This window comes from Arthrobacter sp. BG5, from assembly GCF_056680155.1.
Map to the genome: position 1 here is coordinate 196,475 of NZ_CM155268.1, position 16,394 is coordinate 212,868.

Below are 16,394 nucleotides of genomic sequence, written 5' to 3' on the forward strand. Positions count from 1 at the left end.
ACCCGATGACTGACAAATACACCCAGTTCGTGAGCAAGGGCCTCGGCAAGGACATCGCCAGGAGGCTCGGCCTCCCGCAGCCCGTGGCGCTTCGGCGGCACCGGCCGGGCCAGCCGCTGGTCCAGGGACCCGTCCTGGTGCAGGGCACCGGCAGTGGCGCCGATGAACTCGCCGCCGCGCTGCTGTCCTGGGACCTCGACGTCCGCCGCCACGCCGTGCCGCGCGAGAAGCTCGGCGCGATCATCCTGGTGCTGGACGAGGCGGCCCGGCCCGACGACCTGGAAAAACCCGTGCTCAGCGCCGCGGCCTCGCTCCGGGACCTCGCCGCGAACGCCCGCGTGGTGACCGTCTCCCGCGCCGCCGCGGGCACTGCTGATCCGGCCGCCGCGGCGGCCCGGCAGGGCATCGACGGGCTGCTGCGCTCCCTGGCCAAGGAACTGCGCGCCGGCACCACCGGCAACGGCATCCTGCTGGCCGACGGCGCGCGGACCACAAGCCCCAGCGCCCTGGGCGCGCTCCGGTTCTTCCTCTCCGGGCGCTCCGCTTTCGTGGACGGCCAGTTCCTCACCGTCTCCTCGGAAGCGGGTCAGCTGCCGGCCGACGCCGAGAGGCCGCTGGCGGGCAAGGTCGCGGTGGTGACCGGAGCCGCCCGCGGAATCGGCGCGGCGATTGCCCGCACGCTGTACCGCGACGGTGCCACCGTCGTCGCCGTCGACATCCCGGCCGCCGGGGATCACCTCGCCAAGGTCGCCAACGAGGTGCACGGGACCGCCCTGCAGCTGGACATCAGCCGGGACGACGCGGGACAGCGCATCATCGAGCACGCCGTGGAGCGCCACGGCGGGCTGGACATCGTGATCCACAACGCCGGCATCACCCGGGACAAACTGCTCGCCAACATGGACCAGTCCCGCTGGAGCTCGGTGATTGCCGTGAACATCGCCGCCCAGCTGCGGATCAACGAGGCGCTGCTGGCCTCGGAGCATTTTCGGAATTCGCCGCGGATTGTCTCCGTTGCCTCCACCAGCGGCATCGCCGGGAACCGCGGACAGACCAACTACGCCGCGTCCAAAGGCGGCGTGATGGGCATGGTCCGTGCCACGGCGCCGTTGCTCGCCCCGCACGGCGGCTCCATCAACGCCGTCGCGCCCGGTTTCATCGAGACCGAGATGACGGCCCGGATCCCGTTCGCCACCCGCGAGGTGGCCCGGCGGCTCAATTCGCTGCAGCAGGGCGGGCAGCCCGGGGACGTGGCGGAGGCCATCGCGTTCCTGGCCAGCGACGCGGCCGCCGGGATCTCCGGCGAGGTGCTGCGCGTCTGCGGGCAGAACCTGGTGGGCGCATGACCGGTGGGCAGCCCGTGATCCTGGGCGAGATGCCGTCGCTCTCCAAGCTGTACGTCAACGCCGCCGCCACCGCTGCGCGCCGCCGGCTCCTGGGGGAGCACGCCGGCACGCAGCTTCCCGGCGTCAGCCACGAGGTCCGCGGCGTCAAAGCCGCGGTCACGAACCTGACGGCCTACCAGCACCTGATCGGCGAAACCGCCAGCGATGTGCTGCCGGCCGGATTCATCCACGCCCTGACGTTCCCGCTGTCCATGTCCGTGATGAACCGGGATGACTTCCCGTTGCCGCTGCTGGGGATGATCCACCTCACCAACAAAGTGGTCCAGTCAGCTCCGGTGCTGTTTACCGAAGCGCTGGACATCCGGGCCTGGGCGGAAAACCTGCGCGGGCACCGGTCCGGCACCCAGCTGGACGTGGTGGCGGAGGTGCGCGGGGCCGGGGAGGACTTCGTCCGCTGGCGCGGCGTCTCCACCTACCTTGCGAAGGGTGTGTTCCTGCCGGGGATCGACAAGCCGTCCGCGGCCGCCGCGCCCGGGGGGTTCCGCGTGCCGGATCCGACGGCGTTGTGGCAGCTCGGCGTGGACACCGGCCGGGCGTACGCCGCCGTTTCCGGTGACTTCAACCCGATCCACCTCAGTGTCCTCAGCGCCAAGGCCCTGGGCATGCGGCGCTCCATCGCGCACGGCATGTACCTCGCCTCGAGAGCGTTGGCCGACGTCGGCGCCGCCAAGGGCGACGCGTTCAGCTGGGACGTGGCGTTCGAGGCGCCGGTGTTCCTGCCGGCCAGGGTGGCGCTGGACATCAGTACCGTGCAGTCGGACGACGGAGCGTGGCTGCGCTCCGAGTACGTGGCGTGGAGCCCGCATTCGGGGCGCAAGCACTTCAGCGGAGCGGTGGCGTCGCTGAAATAGGCGCCCAAACCGACGACGGCGGCCGACCCCGACTATTGCGGGGCGGCCGCCGTCGTTGTGCAACCTTGAAGCGGCTGTGCCGTTCGGTTAGCTGGTGCCGGCGGCGGAGGCGTCCGGTTCCCGCTTTCCGTCGCCGGGCTTCGCGCCGCCCGATTTCACGGCGCCTGATTTGGCGACGCGCAGCATCCGGTGCAGGCTCAGCAGGATTGATTCGACGGCGCTCGGGGCGCCCACGGACTGGTCCTCGGCCGCGACCCGCGCGGTGAAGGCCTTGACCGCGGCGTCGGCCTCCTCGACGAGTTCGGCCTGTCGTTGCGGTTCCTCCTCCTCCGCGGCGCGCAGCACGTCGCCCACCAGGGTCATGGCTTCGGCGAGCGGCTCGGCGTGCCCGTCCGGGATCACGAACGGGGTGTCTTCGGCCCAGATGACGTCCGATAGCACCTGGGTCACGTCCTGGATGTGGAAGGTCAGCCGCTCCAGGTCCCGCAGGTTGCGGTAGTCCTCCTCCACGTCCCGCGGATGCAGCCGGCGCCGAGGATTGGCTTGCCGGCTCGCGTCGGCCTTCTGCACCGCGGCGCGCACCGACCGGGCGCGGCCCGCGAGCGCCTCGGAGCGGCGGGACCAGTCCTCGTGCTCCGGCGGCCAATTCTCACGGAGCGCCTTGCCCATGTCCCAGAGCTGTTGGGCCAGGGCAAGCCGCAGTTCGGCCAGGCTGAGGGCCGCGGCCTTGAAGTGCAGCGGCGGGAAGACGAGCAGGTTCACCACGATGCCGACGCTGACGCCGACGCCCATCTGGAAGAGATAGCCGAACGAGAACTTGTCCGGGTTGTGGCCGCCGACCAGCAGCACCAGCAGGGCCGCCGTCGGGATCCAGTCGCTGCCCGAGCCGATCCGCGGCAGGCCGGCGAGGATGACGCCGAGCCCCATCACGATTGCCACCGTCAGCGGCGACGGGTCCCCGAGGCTGAAAAGCATGAAGGCAAGCCCGACGCCGATGGCCAGGCCGACGAGCGTCTGGACGCCCTGGCGCATGGAACCGGAGACGTTCTCGTACATGGCGACCAGCGCGCCGAGGGGAGCGTAGTACGGGTAGTCCGCCGCGGAGCCGGGCATAAACGGGGCGATGTAGAACGCGACGCCCGCCGCGATGGCCGCCTTGGTGGCCAGCTGCAGCCGGGGCCACAGCAGTGCAGCGGACACACTCCCGGCCACGGTGCGTGCAAGACCGCGCACCCAGGAGGGGTGGGTGCCGCCGTCGTTTTCTTTTTCGTGTGCCATCCCGGCTCACCCTAGGGCCGCAGCGTTGCTGCTACAACTGGACGAACCCTGTGGGGGAGCCATGGCGGGTTTCGTGGACTTCAGGCGGAGGCGTGGCAGGCCTTGCGGACCGCCGCGGAGAGCCGTTGAGCCCTGCCGTTCGTGCGACCTTCCTCACTGCGCCTGGGAACGTAGCCGAAACCGATGCCGTAGCCCGGATCGGCGAAGCCCAAGGCCGCGTTGGCGCCCTCATGGCCGAAGGCGAGGTGGCTGCCGAAATCCCGGCCGGGCTGGGGCTTCATAAAGACCACGGCGAACGCATTGTCCAGCCCCGAGGAACGGTCAAGGCCCCAGACCTGCTCCTCGGCCATCTGCACGACGGTCGCCGGCGCCAGGAAACCGGGGCGACCGTCGACTCCGGTGGTGGCCGCAGCGTACAGCCGGGCGAGGCCCTCCGCGGAACCAACCCCTCCGGCGGCGCTCATCCCGCCGGCACGAATGACGCGGTGGTTGGGCAGTTCCATGATGCTGCTGACCGGAGCGTTGCTGTTCAGGCCGGCATGGCTGAGCGGGTCCAGCCACTCCGCGGCCGGGTCCTCTGGGTAAAGCACCTCCCGGAAGCGCGCGTCCTCCTCCTCGGGCAGACCCAGAAAGAAATCGATTACGAACGGACGGCGGAGCCGCTCATCGTAGAGTTCCTGCAGCGGGGCGCCAGCGACCCTCCTGCAGAGTTCCTCCATGAGGATGCCGATCGTCAGCGCGTGGTAGCCGAAGGTGTGCCCCGGACGCCACAGCGGCGCCGCGGCGGCCAGACGGCGGGCGGCCTCCGGCGTCGTGAACTCCTCGAGGGAGAAGCCGCCCGGGATACCCGGCAGGCCCGCCTGGTGGGAGAGGGCCTGCCGGACGGTGAGCGCGTCCTTGCCGCGGGCACCGAATTCGGGCCAGTAGGACGCCACGGCGGCGTCCAAGTCCAGCAGCCCGTCCTGTACCAGCAGGGCGATGACGAAGGCCGCGGCGCCCTTGGAGCAGGAGTAGGTTCCGGTGATGTCGCCCGGGCCCAGTCCAGGGCCGCCGCTGAGGTCGATGACCTTGGTGCCGCCGCGGTACACCGCCAGCTGCGCACTGTACTCAGGGTCACGGGCAAGGAACGTGTCAAAGAGTTCACGGACGGCCGCAAATTCCGGGGCGGCGCTTCCGACCGAGTGTGCCGGGGCCGGCCGCTGCGCGCCAGGGGTGGGGGAGAGTTCCATGGCCCCACCCTAGCGCCGCCGCATCCGCCGCCCGCCGCGTCGGGTGGTCAGCCGGCGCCGTGTCCGGCGGTGACTTCTTCCCCGGCCCGGACGGGACCGGGCGGCGTGCCGTTGCCGAAGGGACGTCCGCCGAGGGCCTCCCGGCCGTGCTCCGAGAGCCAGCTGCCCAGCTCCGGACCCTTCGGGACGATCCCGGTGGGGTTGATGTCCTCGTGGACGATGTAATAGTGCTGCTTGATCTGCACGAAGTCAGTCGTGTCGCCGAAGCCGGGGGTCTGGAACAGGTCCCGGGCGTAGGCCCACAGCGCCGGCATCTCGCTGAGCTTCTGGCGGTTGCACTTGAAGTGCCCGTGGTAGACGGCGTCGAAGCGTGCCAGCGTGGTGAACAGCCGGACGTCCGCCTCGGTAATCGTGTCGCCCACCAGGTAGCGCTGCCGGGTGAGCCGTTCCTCGAGCCAGTCCAGCGCCGTCCAAAGCCGGTCATAGGCGGCGTCGTACGCGTCCTGGGAGCCGGCAAAGCCGCAGCGGTAGACGCCGTTGTTGACCTCGGTGAAGACACGTTTGTTGACGGCGTCGATCTCCTCCCGGAGGGCCTCGGGGTAGAGGTCCGGGGCGCCTTCGCGGTGGAAGTCGGTCCACTCGGTGGAGAAGTCCAGGGTGATCTGCGGGAAGTTGTTGGTGACCACTTCGCCGCTGCGCACATCAACGATGGCCGGGACCGTGATGCCGCGCGGGTAGTCCGGGAAGCGGCGGAAGTAGGCCTCCTGGATCCGCTCGATGCCGAGGACGGGGTCCTTGCCGCCGGGGTCAAGGTCGAAGGTCCAGGAGCGGGCATCGTGGGTGGGGCCGGGCTGGCCGAGTGAGATCACGCCTTCCAGGCCCAGGAGCCGCCGCACGATCACCGTGCGGTTCGCCCAGGGGCAGGCGCGCGCCGCGACCAGCCGGTAGCGGCCGGCCTCGACGGGCCAGCCGGGCTCGCCGTTGGCGCCCGGGGCGCCGTCGCGGGTGATCCGGTCCTCGATGTAGTTGGTGTCCCGGTTGAATTCCGCACCGCCGGTGACGTAGGCGCCCCTGGTGCTGAATTCCGTGTTCGTGGTTGTCTCACTCATGCCCCCAGCCTATGTGCAGCGCATGCCGAGTGCATGCCGAACGCGTGCCTAGTGCAGCAGGCCGGCGAGGACCGGTGCCATCGGCTGCCACGCGGCCCACCAGGCCGCTGCCACCACCAGGGCGAACAGTCCAATCCAGACAAACGCCGGCAGCGGTGTGGACCGGGCCAGCAGGTACGCGTCCGACGTCGAGAGCCGGTTCCGGTGCCGTGTGTGCACCGCCGCCAGCTTCCCCAGGTCCCGGACGGCGGCCACCAGCAGCGCGATGCCCAGGCCGATCATCACGTGGCCAATGAACACCGCCGGGACGAACAGCACCAGGAGTACTGCCACCAGCACCGCCGCGGCCGTGATCAGTACGCCGGCGCCGTTACGAAGAAAGAAAAAGGACAGCAGCAGCAGGACGGTGCCAACCGACATCGCCGCCGGGCCCCAGCCATTGAAGCCGGACCAGACCATCGCGGCCCCGACCACTGCGGGGACCGGGTAGCCCCAGAACGTCGACCAGACCGCGGCCAGCGGACGGCGGCTGTAGCTCGTGGTCGCGCCCGAATGGTCCAGGCTCAGCCGGATGCCGCCAAGCCGCTGGCCCGTCATGAGGGCGGCGAAGGCATGGCCGAGCTCATGGGTCACGGTGGCGAGCAGGCCAAAGTACCGCCAGCTGGCGCGCGGCAGGGACAGCGCAACGGCGACGGCAACGACCAGCAGGAGCTCGGTACCGGTTACCACCGGTGCGGGGGCGTGGCTGAACCCGGCCACCATCCGCTGCCACCACGTGCCGGCCAGGTCATCGGTGGCGAGGGTTGTTGATTCCATGCTCATAGGGGACTGTTATGCCTTACCGGCACTGTGCCGGATGCAGTAGGGAGTCCACGGCCTGGCCTCGAGCCGGCCCTCGGCGATCGGGCCGCCGCACACCCGGCAGATGCCATAGCTGCCGGCGTCGATCCTGGCCAGGGCCGCTTCGATCTGCGCGAGAGACGCCCGGCTCTGTTCCAGCAACGCGGACGCCTGGGAGAGTTCGAAGGCGATCGTCGCACCCTCCGGGTCGTGTTCGTCGTCGACATTGGAGTCCTGCCGGGCGGCATTCACCGACGTGATGTCCCTGCGGAGGGCCGGCAGCAGGGCAAGCTTCCGCTCGCGCTCCTGGGCAAGGAGAATCCGGAACCGTTCGACGTCGACCATAGGGTGCAAGGCTAGCGCGCCCCGCTGTGCGCCGTCGAAACCGACCCTCGCTGCCGGCCATTGCGGCCACGACCCGGGGCGGGAGTGCCGGGCCGAAAGGCCTGTTGCCCGGAACCGGACCGGACGTACAGTGGGACCAGAATCCCGCCCAGCCAGGGAGATGCCATGCAGACACCGGTTCCCAAGAACGCCGAGGACGAAGCCCGGGCGCTCGCTGCCGTTCAGACCCACCATACGGGGATGCTCAAACGGCTCGATGCGCTGGTCACCGCCCTCACCCATGCGGTGCAGGCCCATGATGCCGTGGCGGAGCACGACGCCCATGAGGTGCTGGTCGAATGGTGCGAGACCGAGCTCGTCCCGCACGCGCTCGCCGAGGAGGGGCCGCTGTACGGCGGCGCCGGTGCCGCCCCGGAGGGCCGGCTGCTGGTAGCGGGAATGCTCGCTGAACACCAGGTGATCGTAGGGCTCGTGGAGCGGCTGCGCGCCTCCCGGGGTGTTGATGCCGCCGTCGCTGCCGGCGCGATCGGGTACATCTTTGCCCTGCACCTGGACAAGGAGAACCGGCTGCTGATGCCCTTCATCGCGGCGTCGCCCGGGCTCAGCCTGGCCGACTCAGTCGCCGGCCTGCATGAGCTGGTGGGTGAGGCAGCCCTCCACGCGGCCCAGCACAGCGCCGCACCGGCAGCGCCGCCGGTCAACGGCTGACGCGCCCATGGCGGACAGCACGGCCCTGCGCGACGCCGGACCGGAACCGGCGGACGACACCGAGGCGCTGCTGCGTGAACTGGCGGCGGCGCACCGGGTGGGGACCTCCTACTGGGGCTGGGACGGGGTGGAACGCGCGGTCGCCGCCGGCACGCTGCGCCAGGTACTCACCGCCCTGGGCGTCGCGTCGGACAGCCCCGGGCAGATCCGGCATTCGCTGGAGCTGGCCCGGCTGGCCCCCTGGCGCCGGCTGCTGCCGCCCATCGTGGTGGCCCGGGAGGGTACGGCGGCATCCTTCGATGTCCATGTGCCGCACGGAAGCCCGGTCAGCGCCTGGATCGTCACCGAAGACGGCGCCCGGCACCAGGCGCGGCAGCTGGAGAACTGGGAAGGGCCGGTAGAGGTCGACGGGTCCCTGACCGGCCGAGCGAGCTTCGCCGTCCCCGACGGGCTGGAGGTCGGCTGGCACACCGCCCTGGTGGACGCAGACGGCACGGCGGCGGAATGCCCGCTCCTGGTGACACCGGGAAGGCTGGCCACCACCGGAGCCCTGGCTGGACGCCGCACCTGGGGACTCACGGCCCAGCTCTACTCCGTCAGGTCCGGGCGGTCCTGGGGGATCGGCGATTTCACGGACCTGGCCGACCTGGCTGCGGTTGCGGGCGCGGAGGGTGCGGGGTTCGTGCTGGTCAACCCGCTGCACGCCGCCGAGCCGCGGCCGCCGGTGGAGGATTCACCCTACCTGCCCACCACCCGGCGCTTCTTCCACCCGCTGTACATCCGGGTGGAGGAAATCCCGGAATACGCCTACCTGGACGCCGCGGCGCTCGCCCGCACCGGGCAGCTGGCAGAAAGCCTAAGGGCCGCCAACCGGGACGCGGCACTGCTGGACCGCAACGCCAGTTACGAAGCCAAGCTGGCCACCCTGGAGCAGGTCTTCCGGGTCCGGCGGGGTCCGGCGCGCTCACGCCGCTTCAGCGACTTCTGCCGGGACCAGGGCCAGGGGCTGGACGACTTCGCGCTCTGGTGCGCCCTGGCCGAGACCCTTGACCCGGCGGCTCCCGAATGGGCCGACGCCGCGTCGTCCCCGGAGACTGCTTTTTGCACGGCGCAACGGGCGGCGCTCGCGGACCGGATCGAGTTCCACCGCTGGCTGCAATGGATCTGCGACCAGCAACTCGAATCGGCGCAGGACACCGCGCGGCGGGCCGGTATGAACATCGGCGTCGTGCACGACCTCGCGGTCGGGGTCAAGCCCGGCGGCGCCGACGCGTGGACCCTGTCCGGCGTCCTCGCGCACGGCGTCACGGTCGGAGCGCCGCCGGACATGTTCAACCAGCAGGGCCAGAACTGGACGCAGCCGCCGTGGCACCCGGCGAAGCTGGCCGAGTCCGGCTACGCCGCGTACCGGGACATGCTGCGGACCGTGCTGCGCCATGCCGGCGGGATCCGGGTGGACCACGTCCTGGGCCTGTTCCGCCTGTGGTGGATTCCGGAGGGTGCCGGTCCGGGCGAGGGCACGTACGTGTACTACGACCACGAAGCGCTGGTCGGCATCCTGGCCCTCGAAGCCCAGCGCGCCGGTGCCATCGTCATCGGCGAGGACCTCGGCGTCTTCGAGCCCTGGGTCCGGGACTACCTGGCGGAGCGCGGGATCTTCGGCACCTCGATCCTGTGGTTCGAGCACGACGGCGACGGCCCGCTGGCGCCGGAACGCTACCGGCAGCAGTGCCTGACCAGCGTCAACACCCATGATCTGCCGCCCACCGCGGGCTACCTGGCCGGTGCGCATGTAACCCTCCGGGAGTCCCTCGGGCTGCTGCGGCGTCCGGTGGCGGAGGAACGGGCCGCCGACGCCGCAGACCAGGAGGCGGTGCTGGCGCTGGTGCGGGAGCGCGGGCTGCTGCCGGCGTCGGGAGCCGGAGGGGAGCAGGCCACGGTGGAGGCGCTGTACGCGTTCACGGCCCTGACGCCGTCGTCGCTGCTGGGGGTGGCGCTGGTGGACGCCGTGGGGGAGACCCGCACCCAAAACCAGCCGGGCACCAGCACCGAATACCCCAACTGGTGCATATCGCTGGCCGGGCCGGACGGCGTCGTCCTGATCGAGGAACTGGCCGACGACGCGAGGTTCAGTTCCCTCCTCGGCACCGTCCGGCAGGCCCTCCACCGCAGTGCCCGGACCGGCCCTTCGCAGCAGGCGGAATAGGCTGCCAGGCAGCTCCCGGAAAACCGCTTCCAGCGTGTCGTTGCGGGCCGAGGCACCGGGGTGATAATTTCTGTTGCCGCCGCAAATTTGCGGACAATCACGGCTCCCGGATTACCCCGCTCCGACGCATCCCCGCGCACCAGAAAGGCCGCAATGGCGCTGCTCCTTCCCGACACTTTGCCGACCCTTCAAACGGTCACCGGCAGGTTTGTCCTGGCACCATTCACACCGCTCGACGTCGAGCCGCTGGCCCGGCTGCTGGGCCGCGACGAAATCTGGTCCCAGGGCTTCAGCGACAGCGAGGCCCGGCCCGCCGGCGAGGCGGAGCTGACTGCGTTCGTGGACCGGCGATTTGCAGGGCTGCAGGTCTTCTCGGTGTATCAGAAACTCCCGCTGGGGCAGTCCCGCTTCGTCGGTACCACCGGCATCACCGAACACGACGGCGGGACCGAGCGGGTGAAGATCGGCCGCACCGTGCTGGACCCGGACTTCTGGGGAGCGAAGGTGAACCATGAGGTGAAAATCACCCTGCTCGACTGGTTGTTCTCCTGCGGGGCCGGCCGGATCGAATGCGATGTGGATGCGCGCAACGAGCGGTCGCTGTCCTCGCTGGTGCGCTTCGGCTTTACGGCCGAAGGAACCCGGCGCCGGTCCTCCCGGAACATCGACGGTCTCTGGCGCGACTTCGTCATCCTGTCGCTGCTGACCGAGGAGTGGCCTGACCTGCGGCCCCGCGCGCTGGCCTCGTTGTCCGGGCAGAGGCCAGCCGGGCTGCTCGCCGTCTAGGTGGTAGATCCCCGAGGTTGAGTACCGTTGAGGCCCTCCAACAGGAGCGAGGCAGGTAAATCGAGTACACGTTACTCGTGTACCTGCGCAGGGCAGTTCTTAGGTTTGGGCTACTGGGTCTCCAACTGAATACGAAGGTCTCGCATCATGTTCACCTCAAACGCTCTTGTCTCAATCTCTGTTGCCGCAGGCAACGCCAATCATCGTGAATCCGTTTTCCCTAAGGGGGCCAAGGGAATTTCCCGCCCCGCGTGGTACCGCCAGGACTTGGTCGAGGATATTCTGGGCTCCCTGACCGGCCAGGGCTCGCCCGGCGGCTCGTGCGGCGCGGTGGTAGTTGGGGCGCCGGGAGTGGGCAAATCCTTTCTGGCCCGCGAAGCGCTGGAGCGGCTGGACGACGGTTACCTGGTGGTGCAGGTAAAAGGCAGTTCCCGCTCGGCGACGACGCCTTACGGCGCCCTGCGGTCGCTGGTGAACGACCTCGAAGAAGGATGCGTCGAACATCCGCTTAAGGTGGTTGCCGGCCTTGCTCAGTTGCTGCGGGACCGGGCAAACGGACGCAACGTCGTCCTGTTTGTGGACAATACCGAAAGCCTGGACGAGCTGGCCGCGCTCGTCATCAACCGGCTGACGGTCCATGGAACCGTTCGCCTGCTGGCCACCGGAGAGGATCTGCTGGCCGCGCCGGGCGATCTGGTCTCGCTGTGGAAGGACGGGTTGGTTAGCCGGACAGACGTCGGCGCCTACAGCCTGGCCGAGGCAGGCCAGTGGCTCCGCCACCATTGTGCAGCCGACGTCTCACCCGCGGCGGCGGCGGCTTTCTGGGGTGCCAGCCGCGGAAATCCGAGGGTGCTCGAACTGATCATGCGCGATCAGATTGACGCCGGCACCTTCATCGAGGACAACGGCATCTGGGTGCTGACCAGCAGCACATTCGTGTACGGCGCCAACTCCAGAGACGCCGTCAGCGCCTGGATCAACCCGGAGTCCGGGGCGGAGCGACAGGTCCTGGAGCTACTGGCACTGAGCGGCGGAATGTCGTTGAACACGCTCCTGCGGCTGTGCAGTGCCGAAGCCGTCGATTCCCTCACCGGGAGGGGCCGCCTCGACGTGGCAAGTGACCGCCGGCACCTGGTCCGACTCTCGAACCCGTTGGCGGAGCGCGCTATCCGCCAACGGGTCCCCAAAGGCCGGAGCCGGGAACTGCGCCGGCTCGCTGCGCAGACCCAGCGAGAAACTGACAGGTCGGCCGTGGAAACTCTGGATTTGGCCCGGTGGGCTCTCGACTGTGGGGATTCTTTGTCCCCCCAGGAGGCCAGGGAAGCTGCCCGCTTGGCCAATCTCGCCGGTCAGCCGCAGCAGGCCCTGAGGTTCTTGGAGCTATTGGCCCCGCAGGAACGGGGAACGGGATTGGCCCTGCAGGCCCGGGCGTACACAAACTTGGGGGAAGCCGCACAGGCCGAACAGCTCTTATCCCCGGATGCCATCGACGCCATGGACCTTCCGCTGAGTTGTTGGGTCGAGGCGATGCTGGAGCGCAGCTACGTCCTCGCTTCCTGTCCGGGCCGCGCCCCGGAGGCGCGGGCTGCGTTGGACAGGGTGGAAGGCCGGCTGAACGGACCTGTTGCCGCCTCTCGCCAGGACGCTGCCGGCACCGCCGCGCTGCGGGAGGACCTCGCCCTGGCCACGGCCGAACTGGACCTCAGCGAGGGCAGGTACCGGCGGGCGACGGATGCGCTGAGCCGGTTCTATCCTGCATGCACGACCAAAGAGAAGAGGGTGCATGCTGCCACGCTGTTATGGCAGGCCTGGACGATTGTGGGGCGTCATACGGACGCCCGGGCCCTTCTCCATGACATGCAGATGCGCTTCACCGCGGAGGAGCTGGCGGCGGTCAACGCCCGGCCCACCGAGCAAGCACTGTTAGGCGTCTTCCTCGGGACGGCCCCGGACCCCCAACTTCGCCGTGGCCGCGATGCAGGGCCGTTCGGCGACGGGATCGCCGTCGCCGCTTTTGCATTGAGCGAACTCGCAAAGGGGGCCTTGGACGCTTACTGCGGCCGGGCGGAGCGTGCGCTGGAGCGGCTGTTGCCAGCACACGGTCAGCTCGGGCAGCTGGATACGTCCGGGGCGCAGGCTTTGGCCAGTGCCGCAATCGCTTACAGCTACGCCCTGCTCAGGGAAAACGACAAGGCCCTGCAGTATCTGCGGTCCGCGGAAGTGGACGGCTGTTGCCCGTCGCGGCTCTCCTTGAGCGTGCGTTCATTCTTTCAGGTGCTCGCCTCTGCCGAGCTGGCGTCCAAAGAAAAAGCCGGCGTGCGACTGCTGGGACTCGCCGAGGAGGAACGCCGGCGAGGTGCGAAACTCCCTGAACTGGTCCTCCTTTGCGCTGCTGTGCGCCAAGGCTGTCGGAGCGCCGCCCCCAAGCTGGTCGCGGCCTCAGCCGGCGTCCAGGGACGGTTCGCGGACGTCAGCCGATTGTTCGGAACGGGCATCGTGGAACAGGACAGCGCCGTACTGTTGAAGGCCGCGGAAGCCGCCGCCGCCATGGGTGATGACCTGTTCGCCAGGGACGCTGCCCGGGAGGCCCGGAAGCTTGCCGGCGCGGCGGGGGACCGGGTTGTTGCCCGCGCGGCCCGGCACCGAATCAGCAGCAGTGTCCAGAAACTGGGCGTCTTGCCGTCGGAGGAGGATGGCCCGACGCTCACGGCGCGTGAACAAGAGGTCGCCCTGCGTGCGGCCGCGGGTGAGAGCAACAAAGCCATCGCTGCGGAAATGTGCATTTCCGTGCGAACCGTGGAAGGGCACCTCTACCAGATTTACGGAAAGCTCCAGCTCACCAACCGTGCTGACTTGAAGATGTCCTTTGCGTAGGGGATCGGCAGACATGGACAACTACGGTGATCCCTGCGTCTTGGTGGGCTGCTCCGACCTGGTAACTTCCATCGTGGCCACGCTGCAGGATTCTGACCGGGCCGGAGTCCTGCTGGCGGGGGATCCCGGCCTGGGTAAGAGTGCCCTGGCCCGGGCGGTGCTGCGGCAGCTCGGACCCACAGTCGAACCTTTCTGGGTTTTTCCCGCGGCGGCGATGGCGGACCTTCCTTTCGGCGCGCTGGCCCCTTATCTGGACTCCTTCCCCCTGCCGAAAGCCGGATCGCGGCTGTCAGCGCCGCGCCGCATGGAGAAAATGCTGAGCCGGCGGCTCGAAGCCGGCAATGCCAAGGCACTTGTGATCGTAGAAGACGCCGGGAACCTGGATGCGGACAGTTCCAGCGTGCTGGCGCAGCTGGCCATGACGGGCTCGGCGAAGCTGCTGGTGCTCGCCAGGCCAAAGCCGGGACCGCCGGCAGCTTTTGGTTCCCTTTGCAACGAAGGGATGCTGCAACGCTTTGACCTGTCCCCGCTCACCGATGCGCAGGCGCGCGAACTCTGCAGCCAGGTGCTGGGCGGTGAGATCGTCAGCAGCGCCAGTACCGCATTGTTCAGGATTACAGGCGGAAACCCCTTGTTTTTGCTGGCGCTGATCCGTCAGGCCCAGCGCTCCGGCGAATTGGTGCTGCGTAATCACGTCTGGATGCTGAAAGACTTCCATCTGCGGATCGGTCAGCAATTAAGGGATCTAGTCCGGGAACAGCTCGCTTGCAGGTCTGCGGCCGAGATGGAAATCCTTGAGACGGTCGCGCTCGCGGAGCCTCTGCCGCTGGCCTGGCTGCACCGGCTCGCCAGTGAGACGGAAGTGGAGACCTTGGAAGCGGACCGGCTCATCACCATTGCCCGGGGGCCGCAAAGGCTGGTGCGGTCGGCTTCCCCGCTGCTGGGGAAAGTGGTGCGGTTCCTTGTTCCCCCGGCCCGCAGCATGATGATCCGCTCCCGCGTCCTCGCTGTCGTGGACGGTACGATACCGGAGGAAACGCACACCCGGCTGATCTGCTGGTCGCTGGACTGCGGAGCCGTCGTCCCCGACGAGCAGCTGTTGGGTGCGGCCGCCAGCGCGAACCGGTATTTCGAACCGATGGTAGCGCTGCAAACGGCCGGAGCGATCGAGGGCGAAGTGTTTCGGGCGGCAGCGAAAGTCCAAATGGCCGGCGCCCATTTGCATCTAGGTAATCTTCCCCGCGCAGCGGCGCTACTGCAGGACTGCGTCGCCTCCGCCACGGACCACGCGACGGCGGGGGCAGCTTCCGTCCTCGCCGCCCGTGTGCATTTGGGGATGGGCGGGCACGCCCTGGGACTGACGAAGATCGCCGCCTCCTGGCGTGCGTCGGAGCAGCGTCTAGGGGCAGTGGACCCTTCTTCAGAGCCGGCCGGCCCGGACGGTAGCAGGCTGCTGATTCTGCACGCACTTCACTTGGAGGGACGCTACGCCGAGATTGAGGATGAGCTGGCCGCACGGGTGGCCGACGCCGGAGAAGACCCCATCACCCGTGCCAGGGTTCTCTACCTCTGGGCTGAATTGCTGGCCGCCACCGGACGGCCGGAAAGCGCCTCCCGGGCGAACGGTGAAATCCTGCAGATCCTCGGGGGTAGTTCCACTGCGCAGTTCCGGGCATATGAACTGGCGCGCTTCAAGCATTCGCTGGCACTTGTTCGCCTCGGGCGATGGAACCTCGTCGCTAAGCCCCTTACGGAGGCGCCCTGGCACGGATTTCGCAGCGGGTTGCACTTTAGCGGGGGACAGTCCTTGGTGGAAGGACTGTCGGCACTAAGACAGGGGGACGCGGTGACCGCGCTGGGCAGGCTCTCGGTCACCATCGAGGCTTTCTTCGAATCCGACTTCGACTACCTCCTGCCGTACGCCTTAGGTTTGGCGGCCTATGCCGCTTCCCTGCTCGGACGTAACGACGTGGTGGACCGCTACTGCGAGGCCTTCAACCGCGTCCCCTATCAGGGATCCGCGCACTTCCAGCTGATGGGTCAGGCGCACATCGCGGCAGCGAGCGCCGGCCGTCTGGGCGCAGCAAACGCACTTCGGGAGCTGGCCGTGTGCGCTGATCGCGCCCAAGGCCTGGGACTCCTCGCGGCGGAGCGGGATGCCCGTGAACTGGCGCTCCGGCTGGGCGACAACGGCCAGTTGCCGAGGCTGGTGGAACTGACGGATCAGGGCGAGGGCCCTGAAGCCGAGTGCCTCAATGCCTACGCGAGGGGCGTCCTCCGGCGTGACGCTGAGCAGCTGATCGCGGCCAGCGAGAGAGCGCAGGAACTGCGTTACCACCTGGTCGCGGCGGAATGCCTGGCCAAGGCCGTCTCCTTCCTGAACGGCAGCGGGACCCGCAAACGCGCTCGCGCCGTGGCCCACCTGCTCCAACTCAGGCGCAGGGAGTTGGCGGGAATCAGCACCCTGTCCTTGTTCGGCGCCGAGGATGCCACCTCCCTGACACCCAGGGAACGCGAAATTGTCACTATGGTGGTCAACGGCAACAGCAACCGTGAAATCGCCCAGCTCTCGTCACTGTCGATCCGCACCGTTGAGGGACACCTCTACCGCGTCTTCAGCAAGCTCGGCATCAACCGTCGCGAAGACCTGACGAGTGGTGACCTCACGGCTGTGCGAAGCGGCGAGCTCAGCGCCCGCTGAGAACGGACGGGAACTGAGCGGTAGTACGGCGTTGCTGGCCCGTTTCAGGGACCAGGCGAAC

At 68.8% G+C, this 16,394-nt stretch carries 12 protein-coding genes; 7 read left to right on the plus strand and 5 right to left on the minus strand.

Annotated elements, in window-relative coordinates:
- Positions 1-5: 5 nt before the first annotated feature.
- A complete protein-coding gene (locus AC1MBE_RS00905; protein ID WP_479780176.1) occupies positions 6-1,346 on the plus strand; it encodes a 3-oxoacyl-ACP reductase in 1,341 nt (446 codons plus the stop codon).
- Complete coding sequence (locus tag AC1MBE_RS00910) at positions 1,343-2,257, plus strand: MaoC family dehydratase (protein ID WP_479780178.1); 915 nt, start codon at positions 1,343-1,345, stop codon at positions 2,255-2,257. The genes AC1MBE_RS00905 and AC1MBE_RS00910 overlap by 4 nt, the downstream gene beginning before the upstream one ends.
- An 87-nt stretch (positions 2,258-2,344) precedes the next feature.
- On the opposite strand, the gene AC1MBE_RS00915 is transcribed toward AC1MBE_RS00910, so the two are convergent.
- The 5 genes from AC1MBE_RS00915 to AC1MBE_RS00935 form a co-directional block, all read right to left on the minus strand.
- On the minus strand, positions 2,345-3,535 hold the full coding sequence (locus AC1MBE_RS00915; protein WP_479780179.1) for an FUSC family protein: 1,191 nt from the start codon (positions 3,533-3,535) through the stop codon (positions 2,345-2,347).
- 80 nt (positions 3,536-3,615) lie between these two features.
- Positions 3,616-4,764, minus strand: a complete 1,149-nt coding sequence (locus AC1MBE_RS00920) for a serine hydrolase domain-containing protein (protein ID WP_479780180.1) — start codon at positions 4,762-4,764, stop codon at positions 3,616-3,618.
- Between the two features lie 47 nt (positions 4,765-4,811).
- A complete protein-coding gene (locus AC1MBE_RS00925; protein ID WP_479780182.1) occupies positions 4,812-5,873 on the minus strand; it encodes a glutathione S-transferase family protein in 1,062 nt (353 codons plus the stop codon).
- A gap of 48 nt (positions 5,874-5,921) precedes the next feature.
- Positions 5,922-6,689 carry a M50 family metallopeptidase gene (locus tag AC1MBE_RS00930; RefSeq protein WP_479780184.1) on the minus strand — a complete coding sequence of 256 codons (768 nt, stop codon included), beginning with the start codon at positions 6,687-6,689 and terminating at the stop codon, positions 5,922-5,924.
- Positions 6,690-6,704: 15 nt separating this feature from the next.
- Positions 6,705-7,058 (minus strand): TraR/DksA family transcriptional regulator, encoded by a 354-nt coding sequence (locus AC1MBE_RS00935; protein WP_479780186.1) that lies wholly within the window; start codon positions 7,056-7,058, stop codon positions 6,705-6,707.
- Positions 7,059-7,223: 165 nt separating this feature from the next.
- Between AC1MBE_RS00935 and AC1MBE_RS00940 the strand changes: the two genes are divergently transcribed.
- From AC1MBE_RS00940 to AC1MBE_RS00960, 5 genes are all read left to right on the plus strand, one after another.
- Positions 7,224-7,766 (plus strand): hemerythrin domain-containing protein, encoded by a 543-nt coding sequence (locus AC1MBE_RS00940; protein WP_479780188.1) that lies wholly within the window; start codon positions 7,224-7,226, stop codon positions 7,764-7,766.
- Positions 7,767-7,773: 7 nt separating this feature from the next.
- Entirely contained in the window at positions 7,774-9,972 is a 2,199-nt protein-coding gene (gene malQ / locus AC1MBE_RS00945; protein ID WP_479780190.1) for a 4-alpha-glucanotransferase, read from the plus strand.
- A gap of 153 nt (positions 9,973-10,125) precedes the next feature.
- The gene (locus tag AC1MBE_RS00950; RefSeq protein ID WP_479780192.1) at positions 10,126-10,758 is read left to right on the plus strand and encodes a GNAT family N-acetyltransferase; all 633 of its coding nucleotides are present in this window, start codon (positions 10,126-10,128) and stop codon (positions 10,756-10,758) included.
- 147 nt (positions 10,759-10,905) lie between these two features.
- On the plus strand, positions 10,906-13,632 hold the full coding sequence (locus AC1MBE_RS00955; RefSeq protein ID WP_479780194.1) for a LuxR C-terminal-related transcriptional regulator: 2,727 nt from the start codon (positions 10,906-10,908) through the stop codon (positions 13,630-13,632).
- 13 nt (positions 13,633-13,645) lie between these two features.
- Positions 13,646-16,333, plus strand: a complete 2,688-nt coding sequence (locus AC1MBE_RS00960) for a LuxR C-terminal-related transcriptional regulator (protein WP_479780195.1) — start codon at positions 13,646-13,648, stop codon at positions 16,331-16,333.
- Positions 16,334-16,394 lie beyond the last annotated feature (61 nt).